The organism is Marinobacter sp. UBA2498, from assembly GCF_002341575.1.
Classification (GTDB): domain Bacteria; phylum Pseudomonadota; class Gammaproteobacteria; order Pseudomonadales; family Oleiphilaceae; genus Marinobacter; species Marinobacter manganoxydans.
In genome coordinates, this window is sequence record NZ_DDOI01000122.1 from 12,575 (window position 1) to 30,413 (window position 17,839).

The 17,839-nt window shown below is 57.4% G+C and carries 19 protein-coding genes; 8 read left to right on the forward strand and 11 right to left on the reverse strand.

Annotated elements, in window-relative coordinates; all coding sequences use genetic code 11:
• Positions 1-173: 173 nt before the first annotated feature.
• The 4 genes from B2W52_RS16935 to B2W52_RS16950 all read right to left on the reverse strand — a co-directional run bounded on the left by B2W52_RS16935 (position 174) and on the right by B2W52_RS16950 (position 4,972).
• Complete coding sequence (locus B2W52_RS16935; protein ID WP_286803782.1) at positions 174-1,472, reverse strand: L,D-transpeptidase family protein; 1,299 nt, start codon at positions 1,470-1,472, stop codon at positions 174-176.
• 10 nt (positions 1,473-1,482) lie between these two features.
• Positions 1,483-1,884, reverse strand: a complete 402-nt coding sequence (locus tag B2W52_RS16940; protein WP_273069480.1) for a L,D-transpeptidase scaffold domain-containing protein — start codon at positions 1,882-1,884, stop codon at positions 1,483-1,485.
• Between the two features lie 63 nt (positions 1,885-1,947).
• Positions 1,948-3,009 (reverse strand): PA0069 family radical SAM protein, encoded by a 1,062-nt coding sequence (locus tag B2W52_RS16945; RefSeq protein ID WP_053112771.1) that lies wholly within the window; start codon positions 3,007-3,009, stop codon positions 1,948-1,950.
• An 85-nt stretch (positions 3,010-3,094) separates the two neighbouring features.
• Positions 3,095-4,972: a methyl-accepting chemotaxis protein gene (locus B2W52_RS16950; RefSeq protein WP_008173889.1), complete on the reverse strand. Its 1,878-nt coding sequence runs from the start codon at positions 4,970-4,972 to the stop codon at positions 3,095-3,097.
• A 96-nt stretch (positions 4,973-5,068) separates the two neighbouring features.
• Here B2W52_RS16950 and B2W52_RS16955 point away from each other — a divergent pair, with 96 nt between their 5' ends.
• Positions 5,069-5,845, forward strand: a complete 777-nt coding sequence (locus B2W52_RS16955; protein ID WP_053112770.1) for a TSUP family transporter — start codon at positions 5,069-5,071, stop codon at positions 5,843-5,845.
• A gap of 17 nt (positions 5,846-5,862) precedes the next feature.
• Here B2W52_RS16955 and B2W52_RS16960 read toward each other — a convergent pair whose 3' ends face one another.
• The gene (locus B2W52_RS16960; RefSeq protein WP_008173893.1) at positions 5,863-6,528 is read right to left on the reverse strand and encodes an AbiTii domain-containing protein; all 666 of its coding nucleotides are present in this window, start codon (positions 6,526-6,528) and stop codon (positions 5,863-5,865) included.
• Positions 6,529-6,718: 190 nt separating this feature from the next.
• On the opposite strand from B2W52_RS16960, the gene B2W52_RS16965 reads away from it, so the two are divergent.
• The gene (locus B2W52_RS16965) at positions 6,719-7,375 is read left to right on the forward strand and encodes a protein-L-isoaspartate(D-aspartate) O-methyltransferase (RefSeq protein WP_053112769.1); all 657 of its coding nucleotides are present in this window, start codon (positions 6,719-6,721) and stop codon (positions 7,373-7,375) included.
• A gap of 22 nt (positions 7,376-7,397) precedes the next feature.
• On the opposite strand, the gene B2W52_RS16970 is transcribed toward B2W52_RS16965, so the two are convergent.
• Positions 7,398-8,204, reverse strand: coding sequence for a DUF1338 domain-containing protein (locus B2W52_RS16970; protein WP_008173898.1), 807 nt, complete (start codon positions 8,202-8,204; stop codon positions 7,398-7,400).
• On the reverse strand, positions 8,194-9,315 hold the full coding sequence (locus B2W52_RS16975) for an arginine N-succinyltransferase (RefSeq protein ID WP_008173901.1): 1,122 nt from the start codon (positions 9,313-9,315) through the stop codon (positions 8,194-8,196). The genes B2W52_RS16970 and B2W52_RS16975 overlap by 11 nt, the downstream gene beginning before the upstream one ends.
• A 118-nt stretch (positions 9,316-9,433) precedes the next feature.
• On the opposite strand from B2W52_RS16975, the gene B2W52_RS16980 reads away from it, so the two are divergent.
• Together B2W52_RS16980 and B2W52_RS16985 are read left to right on the forward strand one after the other, a co-directional pair.
• Entirely contained in the window at positions 9,434-9,862 is a 429-nt protein-coding gene (locus B2W52_RS16980) for an Lrp/AsnC family transcriptional regulator (RefSeq protein WP_008173902.1), read from the forward strand.
• Positions 9,863-10,203: 341 nt separating this feature from the next.
• Positions 10,204-11,886: an AMP-binding protein gene (locus tag B2W52_RS16985; protein WP_286803783.1), complete on the forward strand. Its 1,683-nt coding sequence runs from the start codon at positions 10,204-10,206 to the stop codon at positions 11,884-11,886.
• 117 nt (positions 11,887-12,003) lie between these two features.
• Here B2W52_RS16985 and B2W52_RS16990 read toward each other — a convergent pair whose 3' ends face one another.
• Entirely contained in the window at positions 12,004-12,198 is a 195-nt protein-coding gene (locus tag B2W52_RS16990; RefSeq protein ID WP_039882018.1) for a hypothetical protein, read from the reverse strand.
• A 148-nt stretch (positions 12,199-12,346) separates the two neighbouring features.
• On the opposite strand from B2W52_RS16990, the gene B2W52_RS16995 reads away from it, so the two are divergent.
• A complete protein-coding gene (locus tag B2W52_RS16995) occupies positions 12,347-13,246 on the forward strand; it encodes a LysR family transcriptional regulator (protein ID WP_273069489.1) in 900 nt (299 codons plus the stop codon).
• Positions 13,247-13,252: 6 nt separating this feature from the next.
• Here B2W52_RS16995 and B2W52_RS17000 read toward each other — a convergent pair whose 3' ends face one another.
• Positions 13,253-13,960 (reverse strand): transglycosylase SLT domain-containing protein, encoded by a 708-nt coding sequence (locus B2W52_RS17000; protein WP_286803784.1) that lies wholly within the window; start codon positions 13,958-13,960, stop codon positions 13,253-13,255.
• 99 nt (positions 13,961-14,059) lie between these two features.
• Here B2W52_RS17000 and B2W52_RS17005 point away from each other — a divergent pair, with 99 nt between their 5' ends.
• The gene (locus B2W52_RS17005) at positions 14,060-14,890 is read left to right on the forward strand and encodes a DUF2059 domain-containing protein (RefSeq protein WP_273069493.1); all 831 of its coding nucleotides are present in this window, start codon (positions 14,060-14,062) and stop codon (positions 14,888-14,890) included.
• Positions 14,891-15,007: 117 nt separating this feature from the next.
• Entirely contained in the window at positions 15,008-16,189 is a 1,182-nt protein-coding gene (locus tag B2W52_RS17010) for a M24 family metallopeptidase (RefSeq protein ID WP_273069495.1), read from the forward strand.
• On the opposite strand, the gene B2W52_RS17015 is transcribed toward B2W52_RS17010, so the two are convergent.
• Positions 16,186-17,136, reverse strand: a complete 951-nt coding sequence (locus tag B2W52_RS17015; protein ID WP_008173910.1) for a hypothetical protein — start codon at positions 17,134-17,136, stop codon at positions 16,186-16,188. The genes B2W52_RS17010 and B2W52_RS17015 overlap by 4 nt on opposite strands.
• A complete protein-coding gene (locus B2W52_RS17020; protein ID WP_008173912.1) occupies positions 17,136-17,414 on the reverse strand; it encodes a peptidylprolyl isomerase in 279 nt (92 codons plus the stop codon). Before B2W52_RS17020 ends, B2W52_RS17015 begins: the two co-directional genes overlap by 1 nt.
• 183 nt (positions 17,415-17,597) lie before the next feature.
• On the opposite strand from B2W52_RS17020, the gene B2W52_RS17025 reads away from it, so the two are divergent.
• Positions 17,598-17,839 (forward strand): ATP-binding cassette domain-containing protein (locus B2W52_RS17025; RefSeq protein WP_286803785.1); only part of this gene is annotated, 242 nt, incomplete at its 3' end.

Here is a 17,839-nt window from a genome sequence, read left to right on the forward strand (position 1 = left end):
AAGATCATCCAGGTATTCGTTGAGACAATGGTTGGCGCTGACGAAAACGGTGTCTCCGTCAATTTCGTCTTCGGCGGGCGGCAGCGACTGACATCCCTGCAGTAAGAGTATCCCGAAAACCAATAGCAGGGTCTGTTTCATGATATCTCCTCAACTGATGCGCGTATCCTGTTTCAGAGCTTGTCCTGTGCCGGGCCCGAGCCGGCTACCGGAGTATTGTAGCGCGTATCCCCCTCGGCGGTTCCACGGAGCTGATCAATCAGGCGGGCATCGCGGTTGTATAAATCATTGCGGAACTGCAGCCTGCCCTCGTTATCTACCCAGGAGGTCCAGTATTGGATGTGCACAGGCACCGGCTCCGGGAGCACGACAGTCTGGGGTTGTGCCTCGGAAACCACCCGGTCAATCTTTTCCCGGGACCAGTCGGGCGCCGACGCCAGAAGTCGCTCTGCAAGATCAAAAGGTTGCTCAACCCGGATGCAGCCAGAGCTGAATGAACGCTCGGCCCGGGAAAACAGGCCGCGCCCCGGCGTATCGTGCAGGTAAACATCGTACTGGTTCGGAAACATGAACTTGATCTGACCCAGGGCATTCTGAGGGCCGGGTTCCTGCACCAACTGGTACGGGAAGTTGTTCCGATTCAGTGACGGCCAGTTAACCTCCAGCGGGTCCACTCTTTCCCGGTCAGTGCCCCAGCCACGGTAAACGCTGATATTGAGTCGGGAGAGATAGTCCGGATCGCGGAGAATCCGGGGCAATTGATCCTGAATCATCAGCGTTCGCGGTACGGTCCAGGTGGGATTGAACACCAGATACCGGATGCGATCGGAGAACACCGGCGTTTGGCGGAAGGGCTGGCCGACGATCACTCGTTTGCGCAGTACTTCTTCGCCGTTTTCCACCATTTTCAGTTCAAATCCGGCGATATTGACCAGGACATAGGTGTCGCCGAGGGATTCCGGCAGCCACCGCCATCGTTCGAGCGTGGCGTCAATGTGGCGCAGGCGTTCCACCGGTATCAGGTTCAGTGCTGTCAGGGTGTCCTTCCCGATAAGGCCATCGGCTTCAAGCCCATGTCGGGCCTGGAAGCGCATGACCGCAGATTCAAGCTCCGCGTCGTAGTCACGCGGATCTGTGACTGTTGCCGGTGATTCTGCAAGCTCTCCCAATAGAGAGAGTCGTCGGCGGACCTCATTCAGCCGCTCATCCCTGTCGCCGGGCCGAATGGTCGGGCGCAAGGCCAGAGGTAACCAGGGCTGGCCCAGCAGTCTGGTCAGGTCCTGCCTTGCAGCCATCAACTTCCGGTAAGCGGGATCGGCCGGACGCAGCGAATCCAGCGTGCCGGTGATATCCGAGCGCTGCAACGCATCCTTTAAAACGGATTCCATCTGGCGCTGGCGCCTGTTGGCGGTCCATTCGGCGTGAACCGTCTGCGGGTTGACCTTGCCGACCAGCATGTGTGAGCTGAGCATCAGAAAAGCATCAGAAAAGCATCAGAAAAGCATCAGAGAACAGCAGATCCAGATCGGCCCTCAGGTCTTCAGAGAAATCGCTCATGGGTCTGAGTGCCAGGCCCGAGAGAATATCCGCGTGATAGTCAGCCGGGTTCAGACCGTCATGACTGGCTTGTTCAACCGAATCAATCAACTGCCGGCGAAGCTCAGCCGATTTCCATGCTGGCTGGTATCCGTTGGCCCCGTAAAAGGCTGACAGTGCCTGGTGGGCCATTAACCGGCTTCCGAGCACCTGAACCGGGAAGCCGGCTTCCATGGCCTCAATCCTGGCAACAATGGCTTCATCGGCTGCCAGGCAAACGGGGTGCCAGAGGGTGCCCAGCAGGGCAAACAATGTTGTGGCGAGGGAAAAACGTCTGAATCCATGCATGGGTGTTCTCCACCTCTTCCCTGAGAGGCGTTAATCGCGGTGGTAAAGTGCAATAGTCTGATGCTACCACAGCGGCATTTGTTCCCCACCTGGCCGCCGGAAAAGATCACCTCGCAGCGGTTCTTCTGCATGGAGGTTCAGCCCCAAGCGCCGTGCTTTTTTGGTGAAACGCTGGCGAATCAGGTCCGAGTAAGGGCCCGTGCCCGTCATTCTGCGGCCGAAGGTGGCGTCATAACTCTTGCCGCCCCTGAGGTCGCGCATTCGGTTCATCACATGCTCGGCCCTTTGCGGGAAGTGCCGCTGCAGCCAGTCCTGGAACAGCTCGTCCAGTTCATGGGGTAAACGCAGCATGATCCAGCTGGCACGGGTGGCGCCCGCCTCTGCCGCGGCTTCCAGAATTGACTCGATTTCGTGATCGTTGATGAAGGGGATTACCGGCCCGAGGATGATACCGGTCGGAATGCCGGCCTCCGAGAGCTGCCTGATCATCTTGAGGCGGGTGGCCGGTGCGGCCGTCCTCGGCTCCATGCGTCGTTTCAGATCGTTGCTCAGGCTGGTGAGGCTGATCCGCACAGAGCAAAGCCCATCAGAAGCCATTTCGCGGAGCAGATCAAGGTCTCTGAGGATGAGAGCGCCCTTGGTAATGATCGACACCGGGTGGCGATACTCGGCCAGAACTTCCAGCACCTGGCGGGTAATCCTCTGGTCCCGCTCCAGTGGCTGGTAGGCATCCGTATTGACGCCCAGGGCGATGGGCGACACCCGGTAGGCGGGCCTGTCGAGCTCTTCTCTCAGGCGGGCGGCGGCGTTGGGTTTGGCGATCAGCCGGGTTTCGAAATCCAGCCCCGGTGACATGTCCCAATAGGCGTGGGTAGGGCGGGCGAAACAGTAAATGCAGGCATGCTCGCAGCCACGGTATGGATTGATCGACTGGTCGAACGGTACGTCCGGTGAGGTATTTCGACTGATTATGGATTTTGCGGTCTCAAGGACGACTTCCGTAGCGAGCGTATCGGGGTTCAGGTCGTCTTCGGGGTCGTGATACCAGTCATGGTCTGCCTCCCGGTCAGTGACAATGGGCTGGAACCGGTTGTGGGGATTCAGGGCCGTGGCGCGAGTTTTCATGGGCATGCTTGATACTGTTTAAATGTACAGTATCGAGCATGCTAACGCCTGGAACCCTGCCGTGCAACCTGTCCAGGGCCCGCTGTTACAGACGGAAGCCCTGTGAGGCCTGGGTCAGGGTGGTTACCTGGGATGATAGTCGTCCGATATGGGCGTTGAGCTTCTGGCGGATATCCGAGGTTTCCCGGGTGTGCCCGTGGATCTGCTCCACCTTCTGGGCGATTTCCTCGGTGGTCGTTGATATCCCCTCAACAGAGGACACCACCTGATTCATGTCGCCAGCCAGTTGTTGTATCGAGCCGGTGATCTGTTCGATCGAGTGCGCCGCCTCTCTCGAGCTTTCCTCTCCCTCACCTGCGGAAGTCAGGCCCTCTTTCATCAGTCTGGAAATGGCCTGGGTTTCACGGTTGAGGGATTCCACGATCTCGGCAATCCCGTTGGTTGCCGATACGGTCTTCTCTGCGAGGGACCGAACTTCGTCGGCAACAACCGAGAAACCGCGTCCGGCCTCGCCGGCTCTTGCCGCCTCAATCGCAGCATTCAAGGCCAGCAGGTTAGTCTGTTCAGCCAGGCCGTTGATTACGCCAACGATGGAATTGACCTTCTCGCCGGTTTTGCTCAGCTGGCTGACCTGATCGTGGGTTTTCTGGATTCTTTCGGCCAGTTCGGTCATGGTTTTGGCGCTTTGCCTGACCACCTCGGCACCGGAATGGGCGGCACCGTTGGCGCTCTGAACAGCGTCATTGACTGACTGGGTGTACTGGGCAATATCGACCGCCGTGTGTGAGATTTCCTGCACTGCAGTGGCGGTCTGCTCGGTCTCATCTTCAACCTGCTCGCCGTTTCTGCCCATTTGTTCTACCAGAGCATCCAGTTCAACCTGAAGCGATGACAGCGTGCGGTTACCCTCGACGACTTGCCCGATAACGTCCGAGACATCGTCCAGCATCTTGTTGGCCGCTTCGCCCAGGCGATTGAATTCATCGTTCGGATTCCTGCCTGGCTCAAGGCGCTGACTGAGGTCGCCGCCGGCGACCCGGGTGAGCAGGTTTACGGTCTCATTGAGTCGTTTCACCAGGGTTCTTGAGGCGGTCGTCAGGGTCAGGATAAGGATAATCACCACCGCAGCAGCGGTTGCAATGATCAGCCAGGTTGAGGCGGCGCGGGCCTCTTCGGCCTGCTGGCTGGTTGCCACAATAATGTCCTGGCGGAGGAGGGTGTTCTGCTCGGCAATCAGATCGCGAATACGGGTGCCGGTGGCTGACAGTTGGTTCTCAATGGCAGACAGGTTGGCGATGAGCGATTCGGCATCGGAAAAGGCATTGGCGAACGCCTGGACAGCCTGGCCGATGTCAATTTCCTGCCAGTCCATCTCGGTGACGGTGGTCTGCATCCGCGCCAGGGCCTCACGGGTTGACTCGGCGTAGGTCGCATCGAAGGTAGACAGGTAGTCGCGGTAGGTGGAGGCGATGGTGTTGATGTCGTCGTTGAAGATGGAAATGCTGATTTGCCGAAGCCTGTCGTTTATGGCTTCGGACATTGTTGCTCTCAGACCGCTGGACGGAGTGAGGCCTAGCTGTTGATTCAGGGCCAGCCATTCGGTGCGAAGTCGGGTATACTCCGCAACCTGCTCCTGGATTTGTTGTGCAGTGGTCTTTACCGCGTCACCCGGCAGGGTTCCGGCGGATTCACTGAGCGCCGACGACTGGACCGCGAGCGACGCCAGTCTCTCCTGATAGTTCTCAACCTGGTTCGGTTCCAGATTCTCACTCGTTCTCTCGAGTGCCAGCCAGTCGTTCAGCAGGGTCAGGGACGCGGATTCATAGGCTCTTGCTTCGCTTCGGGCCTCATAAGCGTCAGATACCTTGCCGAGCCCGCTCAGGGAGGCCAGAGTGGCAATCGCCAGACCAATCAGCGTTGCAACAATCAACAGCAGGAACTTTTGTTTCCATGACAGGGCCATTCACATCCTCCGGGGAATGTTGTTTTTCTTCGCAACTAACTGAGCTTAGACCAGTTCCGGATAAACGACGGCCCTTTTGACGACAACCGGGAATCCATGTCTGATCTCGCGATTTACCAATATCTGCTGATTGCCCTGATTTTCGTCTGGAGTGGTTTTGTCCGCTCCGGGCTGGGATTCGGTGGCGCCGTTCTGTCCCTGCCATTTCTGTTGCTGGTTCTTGATCAACCGCTCGTCTTTCTGCCGATCATTGCGGTCCACCTTCTGGTGTTTTCATCCCTGACAATCTGGATGAACAATCGCACCGGGGCAGGCAAGCAACGTGAGGCGGGCTCGGGCACTGTCGACTGGCAATACTTGTGGCGGATCCTCGCCATCATGATTGTGCCCAAGCTGATTGGTGTATTCGGGTTGATTACCATGCCCAGTGACATCCTGAGTGCCATCATTTTCGTTATCGTGGCGCTTTATTCTGTTTCCTACATCATCAACCGACCTTTTCGCAGTGGCAGCAAAACGGTCGACGCGATATTCCTCATGGTGGGCGGATACATCAGTGGCACTTCCCTGATCGGTGCGCCCCTGATCATTGCCGTGGCAGCCCAGCACCTGCCCAAAGAAAAACTGCGGGATACCTTGTTCGCGCTCTGGTTCATTCTGGTGCTGATCAAGATGGCCGCTTTCGTCTGGGCCGGCATCGATCTGCAACTTATCCATCACCTCTGGCTGCTGCCATGCGCAGCCGTCGGCCATGTAATCGGGCTCTACGCCCATGACCGTATTCTCCAGGCGGAGACTCCGGTGTTCTTCCGTCTGCTGGGAACCGTGTTGCTGCTGGTGAGCAGCGTCGGTATTGTTAGCGTGCTCTGGTAGCAGCCAGGGCGCGAGGCTCAGCCTGCGCGCCCGAATACCCGTTCAAAGAAACCGGTCACCCGCACGTCTGGTATTGGCAGGCTGTCGACTTCGTCCATGGCCCGTCGCCAGAACTTCTCGGGGTCGTCCAGATGCGCAACTTTGGCGCGCTCGTCCGGACTGTAGTGGTTGTGCTCCCCGGCAATGCCCTCGGCCATCAGTTCCTGGGTCCAGAGGTAGATTGCAGCCCGAACGGTCCTGAGGAGCCGGCAATAAACGTCGCGACTCAGGTTGATGGCCAGCTCGGCGGTCAGGTTGATCTGCTTCTGCAACACGGCCATCTCGTCTTTTTCCAGCAAAACCCGGTTGCCGTTGCCCTTTTTGCAACTCACACAGGTTTTCTCAAGAGCTTTCACGCCCTCGAGCAGATCCATGTAGCCAAACTCCTCTTTTTGCTGATCATCTACTGGAGCGGGGATCCAACCATACTGGGGGGATTTGGCAACAATGTGCCCGTGTAGCTGCCTACGATAAGGCGGTGCGGCAGCAACATCCTGATATCCATCAAATTCGGTGCGTAGCCAGGCCGCCATTTTACGGTGACGAAGCATCATGGCCAGGGTAATGGCAGAGGGCATGATCTCTTCGAGCAGCTCTGCGGAGTCCCGCGTGCGTTCGTCGAGGTGGTTTACGGATGTCGACATTTCTCCTCCTCGGCAACGGGTTGGCCGGTTCGTGGACCCGTTGTCCGTTTGTTGTTTTTGGCATTCGGTGGTTGTATGTGTCATTACCGATGTCTAAAAAGTAGACAGATAATCTCAAGCGCGCCGTTGTAAAAAAGTTACTGCTTTGTAACGGCCGGTAAGCAGCCAGACCAGGGGCAGGAAGAGCGTCATGAATCAGGACAATGGCTTCGAGTTGCAGAGAGCGTCCATGGTGGATTATCAGCTTCGAGCCCGTGGAATCGGGTCGCCGCTGGTGCTGGAGGCCATGGGTCGGGTGCCGCGTGAGCGCTTCATTCCAGAACGTATGAAGGACTGCGCCTACGATGATGGTCCTCTTCCGATCGGTGCGGGGCAGACCATTTCACAGCCTTACATCGTGGCGTTGATGACGGAAGCACTGGATCTGGAGGGTGGAGAAAGGGTTCTGGATATCGGCACAGGTTCGGGTTACGCGGCTGCCGTTCTGGGCTGTATTGCAAGCGAGGTGTTCAGCATCGAACGGGTTCGGGAACTGGCCGATCGCGCAGCCCGAACGCTGGCCGCCGAGGGTTTTGACAATGTCCGGGTTCGCTGTGGCGATGGCACAATAGGTTGGTCCGAGCACCAGCCTTTCGATGGCATCATCGTGGCTGCCGGTGCGCCATCGGTGCCGGAATCATTGAAGCATCAGCTGGCGGTTGGCGGGCACCTGGTCATACCGGTGGGGTCGGAGCATTCGGTTCAGTCGCTGGAACGTATTACCCGGCTGACAGAGAACGAATTCCGGACCGAGGACCTCGGCGCAGTCCGGTTCGTTCCCCTGATCGGTGAACAGGGGTGGTCGTGACCGCGAGTCTTTGCACGCAGACTCAGCTGCCGGCGTTCGTGCTCTCGAAGATCTTGTCGGCCGATGCCGCTACGAAGCCCGAGTAGAGCCGGCCATCCGGTTTCGGATAACGCAGGGCAAATTCGTAGAAACAACTGGGTATGGTTACCGTCTCGTCGGTAAAGGTAACCGGCACCCGGTCGGCCATGGTTGAGGACTGCTCCAGCAAGTCTTCCGGGGAGCCTTTTACTTCACCGCCGGATGAATTCACCGTATAGCCATGATCTTTCAGCAACTGATTGATTTCCGGAACCGAACCGAACTGTTCCAGATGGTTGATGCTGACCGTGAAATGGTTTGCGCGGTAGCCCCAGGCGGCCATCCAGGCGGCGTACTCGCTTTCCTTCATCAGCTGGCGGTAGGTGTCGTAGTCGACCGCCCAATGGCGACCCGAATAGAGAAAATCATCGGCAGTAACCGCCTCCGGCTTTACCTGGCCGACAAGACTTTTAACCACCGATTGCAGCTCCGGCGAGCATTGCTCTACAAGCAGCTCGGAAATAAACACCTTGGGCAGTTCCCGGGAGGGGTGCTCATAGTGGCGGGCATAAAGCTTTTTGGCCTCGAAGTGGTATTCGCCACCTTCTTCATAGCCGAGGCTGAGAAAATGCTCTGCCAGAGCGTCCAGCCGAACAGGGTCCAGGTTGAAGGTGCGAAGCGCAATGTGGTCGTTGACGATGGCCTGCCCCTCTTCGGCGCCCAGGATTTTATGTATGCGATCGGCCGAAGGGGTTACCTGGCGGTACGACTCCCAGAGTCTCGCAAACAGGGTGTCCGGATCAGTGTGCATAGCGAATCTCCTCAGTAACCGGTTTTTGGCAGGGCTGTTGACGCCCCTGTGACTCTTCCCTGGACTGGCTCAGTGGCAGATAGCAGGCCAGGCTATATCCGCCAAGGTTCAGTTCGTTCGCCAGTTGCTCTGGCACTGACAGGCTATTGGCATCGGGGTTCGGCAGGACCTGCTCGGTTACCGTAGCCCTGAAGCCTGAACAGCCAGCATTGGCAACTATAGCGGATCCAGCGGTGTTTCCAGCAATATTCCAGGAACTCCGGTTGCCTTTCTGTAGCCTTGCGCGGGTAAGAAGGGTATCGCGCACGCTGGCGATGTCCGATCTGGCGCACTCCAGTGTTGGCCCCCCGTCCAGAAGATCCACTAAGCCCCGGTGGCGAAAACCTTCGCGCTCCAGCATGTGCCGGGCAGGGCGCGTATCTTCATGGACCTGGCCGATAACCGCCCGGGCTGCATCGGTCATCTGCCGGGTAAACAATGGCGTTGCGGGGATAAAGCGTTCAACAAAACCGCTCTGGCCACAGCAGGCCAGCTGTGTGGCAGACATGAAATCAAGATCTGCTACGTGATGTTTGAGCCAGTCCCAGAACGGGGATTGGCCGGCATGGTCTGAAACGCCGCGCATTTCTGCAATAACGGTGTCCGCAAAACGCTCCGGGTGCAGTGCCATGAACAGAAAGCGAACCCGTGACAGGAGCTTGCCCGCATTGGCCCGGCGAAATCCGGGCCGAAGATACAGCGAGCATACCTCGGTGCAGCCGGTGTAATGCTGGCATCGGGTAAGGCTTTCCTCGACGTGACGTTTCCGGGGATCTTCCTCGTGATGGATAACCGCGTTACGGCGGAAATGCTCGAGCGGGCGGGATAAGCCAGCAGCAGCTTCTATGCCGGTGGTCCCCATAATCTGGCCGGTCGCACTGTCTTCAAGCACAAAAAGATAATGCTCATCGCCGGGAGTGGTCACAGTCCGTGCGAAGCTCTCAACCGAATGATCGATCTTGCGGCTCAGGGCATCGCGATCCGGCATCAGCGAGGTGAAGCCGGGGCCGGATTCCACTGCGATCTGCATCAGGGCGTCAAGATCTTTGGGGGTAATCGGTCGAATAATCATGGCGATCTTCCTGGGAATTGTTTTGGGCCCAGTATGAAAGCCGTCAGCGCCATAATGCAGCTGCAGAATGATCGAAATGATCTACAATGGATGCAAATTGTAAAGTAGGTTTGGCAATATGATCAATTCACGGGACCAGAAACTGCTAATGCTGCTGCGGCAGAATGCCCGGACCAGTGTCACCGAGCTCGCCAAAGCCATGCATGTGTCACGGTCGACGGTGCAGAACCGTATCGCGCGGCTGGAGGCCAGCGGTGTCATCCGTGGTTACTCGGTTCAGTTGGGGGGTGAGTTTTCGGCGAGCCAGGTGGAGGCTCACGTGTCGATCAAGGTGTTCCAGAAGCTCACCGGCAGAACCAATGCTGCCCTGGAGCAAATCAGCCAGGTATCGCAGCTGTTTTCCGTCAGTGGGGAGTACGACCTTATTGCCATTGTGCAAGCCCAGTCCCTGGAGGAACTGAGCGCCGTGCTGGATGACATTGGCAACCTTGAGGGAGTTGAGAGGACCAACTCTGCCGTTGTCCTCGAAACCCGGTTTCGGCGTTAAAACGGTTTTCCCGGGTCAGGTGCCCAGCATGCCCGCATAGGCGCTGTAGAAAAAGGCACCGGAACCCAGAAGAATGATGCCCCAGGCCGGAAAGATTAAAAACGAACGTTTTGGTTTGCTCATGGCTACATCCAATTTGCTCGAAAAGAAGGGTGTACACCCTTCACACTAGCTCAAACTTGACAAATGTTACGAAAAATTTTGAGTAACAGTTCTCGGGCGAGGATTAATTTGCCAATGGCGCGGGCACTAATTGCTATTGAGCAGGTCTGAAATGACGCTAGTATGAATCGCAATGGCATGACCTAAACACGAAGGACAATAACAAAAAGGAGCCGTTTATGGCGGTAGACCCCCGGAAGCAGACCTCACTCCATTGCCTGTATTACTGGGCAGAGGAAACCCCCGACAACGTTTACCTTACTCAGCCTTACCCGGATGGCCGGGTGGAAGATATTACCTGGAGAGAAGCAGCCGATCAGGTATCCCGCATGGCGGCTTACCTGGACAGCCTGAAGCTTCCGGAACCCAGCAATATCAGTATCCTCGGAAAAAACAGCGCGCACTGGATCCTGGCCGATCTGGCGATCTGGGCGGCAGGCCATGTTTCGGTGCCACTTTATCCCACGCTCAACGGAGATACTGCTGCCTACGTTCTCGAGCACAGTGAGGCAAAGCTCCTGTTCCTCGGAAAACTGGACGGGACCGCGGACGGCTGGAACGACATCAAGAAGCACATTCCGGCAGACTTGCCGCTCATTTCCCTGCCCCTGTCGCCACGGGACGATACGCCCAAGTGGTCGGAGATTGTGGCCGAACAGTCGCCTGCGCAGCCCAAGCTGCCGGATCCGGATAACCTGGCCACGATTGTCTATACCTCCGGCAGCACCGGCCGCCCCAAGGGCGTCATGCACAGCTTCCGGACCATGATTTCAGTAGCTGATGGCCTGCAGCAGCTGTTCCCGGTTTCCTCTGACGAGCGCATGCTTTCTTACCTGCCCCTGGCTCACGTGGCTGAGCGGGCAGCTGTCGAAACGCAGTCCCTCTACTATGGCTTTCATCTCTATTTTGCGAATTCCCTGGATACCTTCCAGGAGGACCTGCAGCGGGCAAGGCCGACGCTGTTTTTCTCGGTCCCGCGCCTGTGGATGAAGTTCTATCTTGGTGTAAACGCCAAACTGCCGCCCAAAAAGCAGAAGCTGCTCTTCAGTCTCCCCATTATCAGCGGCCTTGTGAAGAAGAAGGTCTTGAAACAGCTGGGGCTGGATTATTGTCGGGCAGCCCTGACCGGCGCAGCGCCGCTGTCAGCGGACATCGTTAACTGGTATCGCAACCTTGGGCTCGAGCTGCTGGAAGTGTACGGGATGTCGGAAAACTTCGGCTATTCCCACGCCAACCGACCAGGCCAGGCTCGCGCCGGTTCGGTAGGTATGGCGAATCCAGGGGTCGAGCACCGCATCGGAGAGGGCGGAGAAGTCCAGGTGAAAAGCCCGGGCCAGATGCTGGGTTACTACAAGAATGAGGAGAAAACCAAGGAGGACCTCACCGAGGATGGCTTCCTGAAAACCGGAGATATGGGCGAGATCGACCGGGACGGCACCCTCCGTATCACAGGCCGGGTAAAGGATCTGTTCAAAACCTCCAAAGGCAAATACGTGGTACCGGTGCCCATCGAAAACCGGTTTAATCATCCAAAGGCCGAAGGGGTCTGTGTGGCCGGTGCCAACCAGCCGCAGCCTTGCCTGATGGTCCTGCTGTCGGAAGAGGCCAGGGATGAACTGGAGACCGGAATGGATCGCGGTGAGCTCGAGCAGGAACTTGCGGCCGAACTGGAGGCGGTGAACGCGGAGTGCGAGTCCCACGAGAAGGTAGCTTTTGTCGTGGTGGTTCGGGAGCCCTGGACTATGGAAAACGGCATGCTGACGCCGACCATGAAGATCAAGCGGAATGTGATAGAAGATTTCTACAACCAGAAGATGGACGACTGGTTCAGCCAGAAGAAAAAAGTCGTTTGGGAATTCTGATCCGCTAACGTAAAACGCCGTTGGTTCCCTGGGAGCCAACGGCGTTTTCAAATCCTTATGTTCTTTCTGTTCTCAGCCTGAGCGATCTCCCCGCTCATGCCAGATTCGGCTGCCGTTTTAGTGGCCGCCCTGCATCTGGCTCATGTCCGGAGCAACGTTTGCTGCTTTCCGGTTGAAGCTCCGCATCTTGCGACTGAAAAACTGTACCGCCTGCTTTGCCGCAGCACGGGTATACTGGCGCCTGACCTCAGCACTGTTGTGGAGGATACTGGACGGCAGCGGGTTTACGGTTGCGATATGGTTCTGAGTCATAGCGCCTTCCTCCTTTTTAATGAGTGTATTGATTTTGGTAGGTAGGTTAGTTAGGGATCTACCTTTAATTTAAAAGCGATTCTAAGGGTTCTTATTTGCAGTTTGAATACGTTAAAATCCGTACTCACGTTGCAAATATGCAGTAACTATGGATTGGGATTATCTTCGATATATACGGGCGCTGGCAATAGGTGGAACGCTAGCCAAGGCCGGCGAATTACTGGGTGTGCACCAAACCACAGTTTTACGGCGACTCGACCAGATGGAAGAGTCGATGGGTGTACAGTTTTTTGAACGCACCCGGGATGGACTACAGCTCACCCCCGTGGGGGAGACCGCGTTCCGGGAGGCGGATCGGCTGGCCATCGAGATGGAAAATCTCGAGCGCAAACTGGTCGGGCAGGATTCGGCGCCGGTGGGTAAAGTCAGGCTGGCGGCTGAAGACGCAATGATGAGCGCGCTGCTTAGCCCGATCCTGGCCGAGCTGGTTCGGGAGTTCCCGGATATCGAGCTGGAGACGCTTACTGATAACGATGTGGCGAACCTCAGCCATCGGGAAGCGGATCTCACCTTGCGGCCCGAGAACAAGCCGCAGGCAACTCTGGAAGGCGAGCGAATCGCCTCCATCGAATCCGCCGTTTACGGGTCGGCCCGCTATTGCCGGCGGCATCGTGACATGGACGTGGAAAACCGTCCGGAAGGTTGCCTCTGGATCATACCGGATGAAACCTTCAGCCATCTGGCGACGGGCCGGTGGTACAGAAAACAGTTGAAGAACGTTACCTCTTTCATTCGCTGCAACAGCCTGCAATCCATGCACGCGCTGGCGAAAGCCGGTGCCGGCCTGGCGGTTTTGCCCTGCTACCTGGGGGAGAGCACTCGTGAACTCCGCCGCCTGTCGGACCCGCTGGAGGGTGAGAGCGTGGATCTCTGGCTGCACGTCAACCAGGATACCCAGCAAATGGCCCGGGTCCGTATCGTTATGGAGTATCTGGTGGAGCGCCTGCAGTCACTGGAGTCCCAGATGGAGATTTCTTCCGCTTTCTGACGAGCGTCAGCCGCAGAACGGCCAGAACTGGTACCAGCGCCAGCACTGGAATTCCTGCTCGCAGGTTTTCAGCTGATTGTCGTATCGGAAAGCCCGGGTCTGTACCCGGGCGGCCAGATCCATCACGTCCGGTTTCTCTTCGAAGCTTCTGCGGGCATATCCGCCCCGGCCTTCGTGGTAGGCAAGGTACAGCTTTCTGGGGGCCGAGAAGGGAATGCCAAGCTGCCGGTGGCTTAGCTGGTTGTACCAGCCCACGAAATCCAGCGCGTGTTCCATGTCGGTGCGAACGGTGAACCAGCCTTCGCCATTGGCCTGCAGGTATTCCCGCCAGGCCGGGTCGAGGGCCTGGGCATAACCGTATGCGGTTGTGGGCCTGGTCCAGGGAATAAAGCCCCAGAGCAGTGTGCGTGGTGGACGCGCATGGCTGCGGAATGACGACTCGTAATAGACAAACGCTAACTGGGTGGCGATGGGTGTGCCCCAGCGTTGCCTGGAGTCGTTGGCGTAGTCATACCACACCGGGTGTTCCCGGAAGATTTCACAGATGTCCTCCGGGTTTGCCGGAGGATCCGGTGCCAACAGGCTGAAGCGGAGCGTTGCCCAGAGACCCATCAGCAGCCCCAGCATTGGAAGCCCATACCATCTTGCCCGGCTTTTCCAGGTTTCCAGAGCCAGTTGCCGACTTTTGGTCTTGCGGGTACGTTTCTTTCGCATTCCTACCAAACCGTCATCTCCAGGGCCGCGGGATTACTTGCTGCCTGCCTCGAACCCATGGCATAAGGGAATCAATGATTCACTCGGGATGATAGGTAAATGACGCGATTTCCCATAATTAAACCTCTTTTAATCACAGCACTTCTCGTTACTGGTACTGCCCAGGCAGCGCCGGATGCCCGCCAGGTGCTGGAAGTATCGCCTGTTGACGATATCGTGGCCCGTTACCCGGCCATGATGAGCCAGGGAATCCGGGAAGGACTCAAACAGAATGGTCAGCTTCCTCCAATGATGGCCAATACCATCGGGAACATCGTGAGCAGCGGTTTCAATTCCGTGGATATCGAGCAGCAGATCATTAAAGATCTGCAAGCCAAACTCACGGATTCGCAGCTCCAGGCAGTCCATGACTGGTACGGAACCCCTGTGGCCAGAAAGATTTCTTCGGCCGAGATTGCAGCTTCGGAACCCTCGGCCTGGCCGAAAATCCAGTCCAGTGCCATGGAATTGAACAGCCGGTACAAGGGCACGCGCAAAGCGGAAATGTTCGATCGGTTTGATCGGGCTGCGCGGGCCACAGAAAGCGCGGTGGATACAACGATCGCAGTGCAGCTCGGCCTGGCAACGGCAATGGCGGCGTTCAGCAGTGATTCGGCCAATTACGAGCAGCTGCGCCAACGCATTGAAAGCCAGCGCAGCATGCTCAGGGGCGTGGTGGGTCAGCAGGTTTACGACAGCTATCTGTATACCTACCAGAACATCGGTGGCCAGGAGATGGATCTCTACCTGGAGTTCCTGGAGAGCTCTGCCGGCTCGGCTTTCTCGAAAGTTGTAACCAACAGCATCCAGCAGGCGATTACCGAGCCGGTGGAAAGCATAGGCAAGCAGATGTCGCGGTTCTTCAGTCCGGAATCACCAGGCGGTCAGTGAATCCCCTCGGTTGCCGTTCTGAGTCAATGTGATGCTGGAATAATTTCTTGCTCGGGGTTTGTGCAAAGCCAGAATAGGGTCCAATCTCCCTAGTATATGCGAGTGAGGAGTGTCGTTATGGATTTCAATGCCTATCAGGAAGCCTTGTCCTCACAACTGAGGGGGCTGGAGTGTCCGTTTCCGGAGCAGGAGTTCGACGAGCGTCTTGCTCGTGTCCGGGACGGGATGGCCCGGGAGGATTTTGGCGCTCTGCTGTTGACCGATCCTTCGGATATTTTTTACCTGACCGGCTATAGCACTTTTGAAGTATCCGTTCACGTGGCCCTGGTGGTTACCCAGGAGGACCTGCTTTTGCAGGTGCCGTCTATCGAGATGGGGCCTGCGATGATGACAACCCGGGTCGCCCGGGTCAGCGGATACCGGTGGGAAGGCATCGGCGAGGTATTGGAACCACTGGTTCAGGCCCTGAACGACGGCGTGGAGACCGTGGGTATTGATGCCTGGCATGGCTCTCTGCGCCAGGGCGTGCTGGAAGGCCTGCAAGCTCGGATGCCCGGAGTAAGATTTCTGAATAACGGCGGTCTGTTGAAGCAGATCCGGATCGTCAAGTCCGATGCCGAAATCCGTTGCCTGCGTGAAAGCGCCCGGATAACAGCCGAAGGTTTCAGGGCGGCCGTGGCCGCGGTCCAGCCGGGCGTCACTGATAATGACATAGCCGCCGAAGGCGCGAGGGCGCTGCTGGCGGCCGGCAGTGAATTCATGAGCATGCAGCCAATTGTTGTTACCGGCCGTCGCAGCAGCGTGATCCACTGCAATCACAAACGTACGGTGGTGCAGAAAGGCGACCCTGTTTTTCTGGAATTCGGCTCGGCCTGGAACCGCTACACCGCACCCATGATGCAGACCGTGGTTGCTGGTGGCGACCCATCGACTGAAATGCGTCGGGTCCATGACGGCTGCCGTCGGATTGTGGACACCCTGCTGACGTCGATCTGCCCGGGAGTTACTTTCGACCAGGCTGCCCAGAACGCTGAGAAGGCGCTCCAGCCATTGGCCGGAAAGGTATTTTTCTCCGGGGTATTTGGCTACACGGTGGGCGCCCAGTTCCCGCCATCCTGGGTTGAGGGCTCGGGGTTCATCGCCAGGGGTGGCAATGTGGAATTTCGACCGGGCATGGTTTTCCACCTGCCCATCTGTTTGCGTATTCCCGGGCAATGGGGCATTGGGTGTAGCGAAACGATTCTGGTCACCGACGCTGGCGCCGAACCGATAACCGATAATCCCTGGACGCTCGGTTAGTCCAGTCTCAGATCCAACAGACAAACAGTGCGTGGCTCGGGCAGGCGAACCGCAAAAAGCCCCATTCTTCTGACTTGGGACATATCCATGGACCGGCCATCGGGAGCGTTTTCGATGTCGGCCAGTTTCAGGGTGAAGGTATTGGAACCAGGACCCAGTGTCAGGCGGGTGTTGTAGCGGTCGTTGTAGGCATGATCGCTGCGGTCATGGGCTACGTCATTGATTCGAAGCGTCAGCGTCAGGGGAGCGGTTGAGGGATTGAACAGGGTGATGCTCAGTGTTTCGTAATCATGCCAATCGGCCGGGAGATTGTTGAGTGAGACCCCCGAGTAGGTTTCAGTGCCCAGATCAAGTTTCAGGCTCTGCGCATTATTCAGCGAGTGGTCGGCAGAGACCGTGAGCCTGCCGGTCCAGAATGCGCCGGGATCCTGATGGGTGAAATCGTACAGCAGAGGAAGTTGTTGGTGTACCTGCCATTGCCGGGCAGCCACCATGCCGGTAGCTCCCAGCTCAAAACACAGTAGCAGCGCAACGGATGCGGCTACCAGGCCTTCGCCGAGAGAGTTTCGCCGCTCTGATGTAAGCAAGGGGCGCCATGCGATAACCAGCCAACTGCCAATCAGGTTGCGCAGGAGGTCCCGCCCATCCATGTCGCGATTGTGTCCGCCCTGGATCAACTCGATACCAATTCCGAGCACCAGCAAGACGACGGTAACCGCGAGCCAGAGACGCCAGCCACTTAGCCACTGCCAGGGTCTGACCGCCAGAGTGAGTAGTGCAAACAGAAGGATGTGGCCAAGGTTCCAGGCCGATTTGAGGAGTGGCCCCGAGGCCCAGTCAGGCCCGCCGACAAACAGGAAAGGCGCGATGAGCAGAGAAGCGGCACCGGCCAGCAGCGGTAGCCGCCGGCCGGTGGTTTGCAGTCCCGGTATGGAACCAGGAATCATCAGCTGCGGCTGGTCACTTCCAGCAGGTGATAACCAAACTGGGTCTTGACCGGACCGATAACGGTGTTCAGTTCACCGTTGAAAACCGCCTTGTCGAACTCGGGAACCATCTGGCCCGGGCCAAAGGAGCCAAGATCTCCGCCGTTGCGACCGGAGGGGCAGGAGGAGTGCTGCTTTGCCACTTCGGCAAAGTCCTGTCCGCCTTCAATCGCCTTTTTCAGTTCTTCGCATTTCGCTTCGCTGTCTACCAGAATGTGACGCGCTGTAGCCTGTGCCATGATCAATGTCCTTGTGTCGGATGAATGTATACATCAGAACCGGAATGCTGCCCTCAGAGCTCGCCAGAGGCAAGCCCTTTTTATCCGTGTTTCTGCGGCCTCACAGTCCACCGGGCAAACCTGTACAATGCCGGCTTTCTTTTCGCCGGCGCATGCCCGGCCCCACATCGACAGGTTTGTTTCTTGATCTCCACCGCCAATATCACCATGCAATTCGGGGCTAAACCCCTGTTTGAAAACGTCTCCGCCAAATTTGGTAACGGTAATCGCTATGGCCTGATCGGGGCCAATGGCTGTGGCAAGTCCACACTGATGAAAATCCTGGGTGGCGATCTCGAGCCCTCCGCCGGCCAGGTCATGCTGGAGCCCAATGTCCGTCTGGGTAAACTGCGCCAGGACCAGTTTGCCTATGAGGATTGCTCGGT

Coding starts and splice junctions, on each gene's coding strand:
- B2W52_RS16935 (WP_286803782.1), bottom strand. CDS start 1,472: ATGCTCAGCTCACACATGCTGGTCGGCAAGGTCAACCCGCAGACGGTT.
- B2W52_RS16940 (WP_273069480.1), bottom strand. CDS start 1,884: ATGCATGGATTCAGACGTTTTTCCCTCGCCACAACATTGTTTGCCCTG.
- B2W52_RS16945 (WP_053112771.1), bottom strand. CDS start 3,009: ATGAAAACTCGCGCCACGGCCCTGAATCCCCACAACCGGTTCCAGCCC.
- B2W52_RS16950 (WP_008173889.1), bottom strand. CDS start 4,972: ATGGCCCTGTCATGGAAACAAAAGTTCCTGCTGTTGATTGTTGCAACG.
- B2W52_RS16955 (WP_053112770.1), top strand. CDS start 5,069: ATGTCTGATCTCGCGATTTACCAATATCTGCTGATTGCCCTGATTTTC.
- B2W52_RS16960 (WP_008173893.1), bottom strand. CDS start 6,528: ATGTCGACATCCGTAAACCACCTCGACGAACGCACGCGGGACTCCGCA.
- B2W52_RS16965 (WP_053112769.1), top strand. CDS start 6,719: ATGAATCAGGACAATGGCTTCGAGTTGCAGAGAGCGTCCATGGTGGAT.
- B2W52_RS16970 (WP_008173898.1), bottom strand. CDS start 8,204: ATGCACACTGATCCGGACACCCTGTTTGCGAGACTCTGGGAGTCGTAC.
- B2W52_RS16975 (WP_008173901.1), bottom strand. CDS start 9,315: ATGATTATTCGACCGATTACCCCCAAAGATCTTGACGCCCTGATGCAG.
- B2W52_RS16980 (WP_008173902.1), top strand. CDS start 9,434: ATGATCAATTCACGGGACCAGAAACTGCTAATGCTGCTGCGGCAGAAT.
- B2W52_RS16985 (WP_286803783.1), top strand. CDS start 10,204: ATGGCGGTAGACCCCCGGAAGCAGACCTCACTCCATTGCCTGTATTAC.
- B2W52_RS16990 (WP_039882018.1), bottom strand. CDS start 12,198: ATGACTCAGAACCATATCGCAACCGTAAACCCGCTGCCGTCCAGTATC.
- B2W52_RS16995 (WP_273069489.1), top strand. CDS start 12,347: ATGGATTGGGATTATCTTCGATATATACGGGCGCTGGCAATAGGTGGA.
- B2W52_RS17000 (WP_286803784.1), bottom strand. CDS start 13,960: ATGCGAAAGAAACGTACCCGCAAGACCAAAAGTCGGCAACTGGCTCTG.
- B2W52_RS17005 (WP_273069493.1), top strand. CDS start 14,060: ATGACGCGATTTCCCATAATTAAACCTCTTTTAATCACAGCACTTCTC.
- B2W52_RS17010 (WP_273069495.1), top strand. CDS start 15,008: ATGGATTTCAATGCCTATCAGGAAGCCTTGTCCTCACAACTGAGGGGG.
- B2W52_RS17015 (WP_008173910.1), bottom strand. CDS start 17,136: ATGATTCCTGGTTCCATACCGGGACTGCAAACCACCGGCCGGCGGCTA.
- B2W52_RS17020 (WP_008173912.1), bottom strand. CDS start 17,414: ATGGCACAGGCTACAGCGCGTCACATTCTGGTAGACAGCGAAGCGAAA.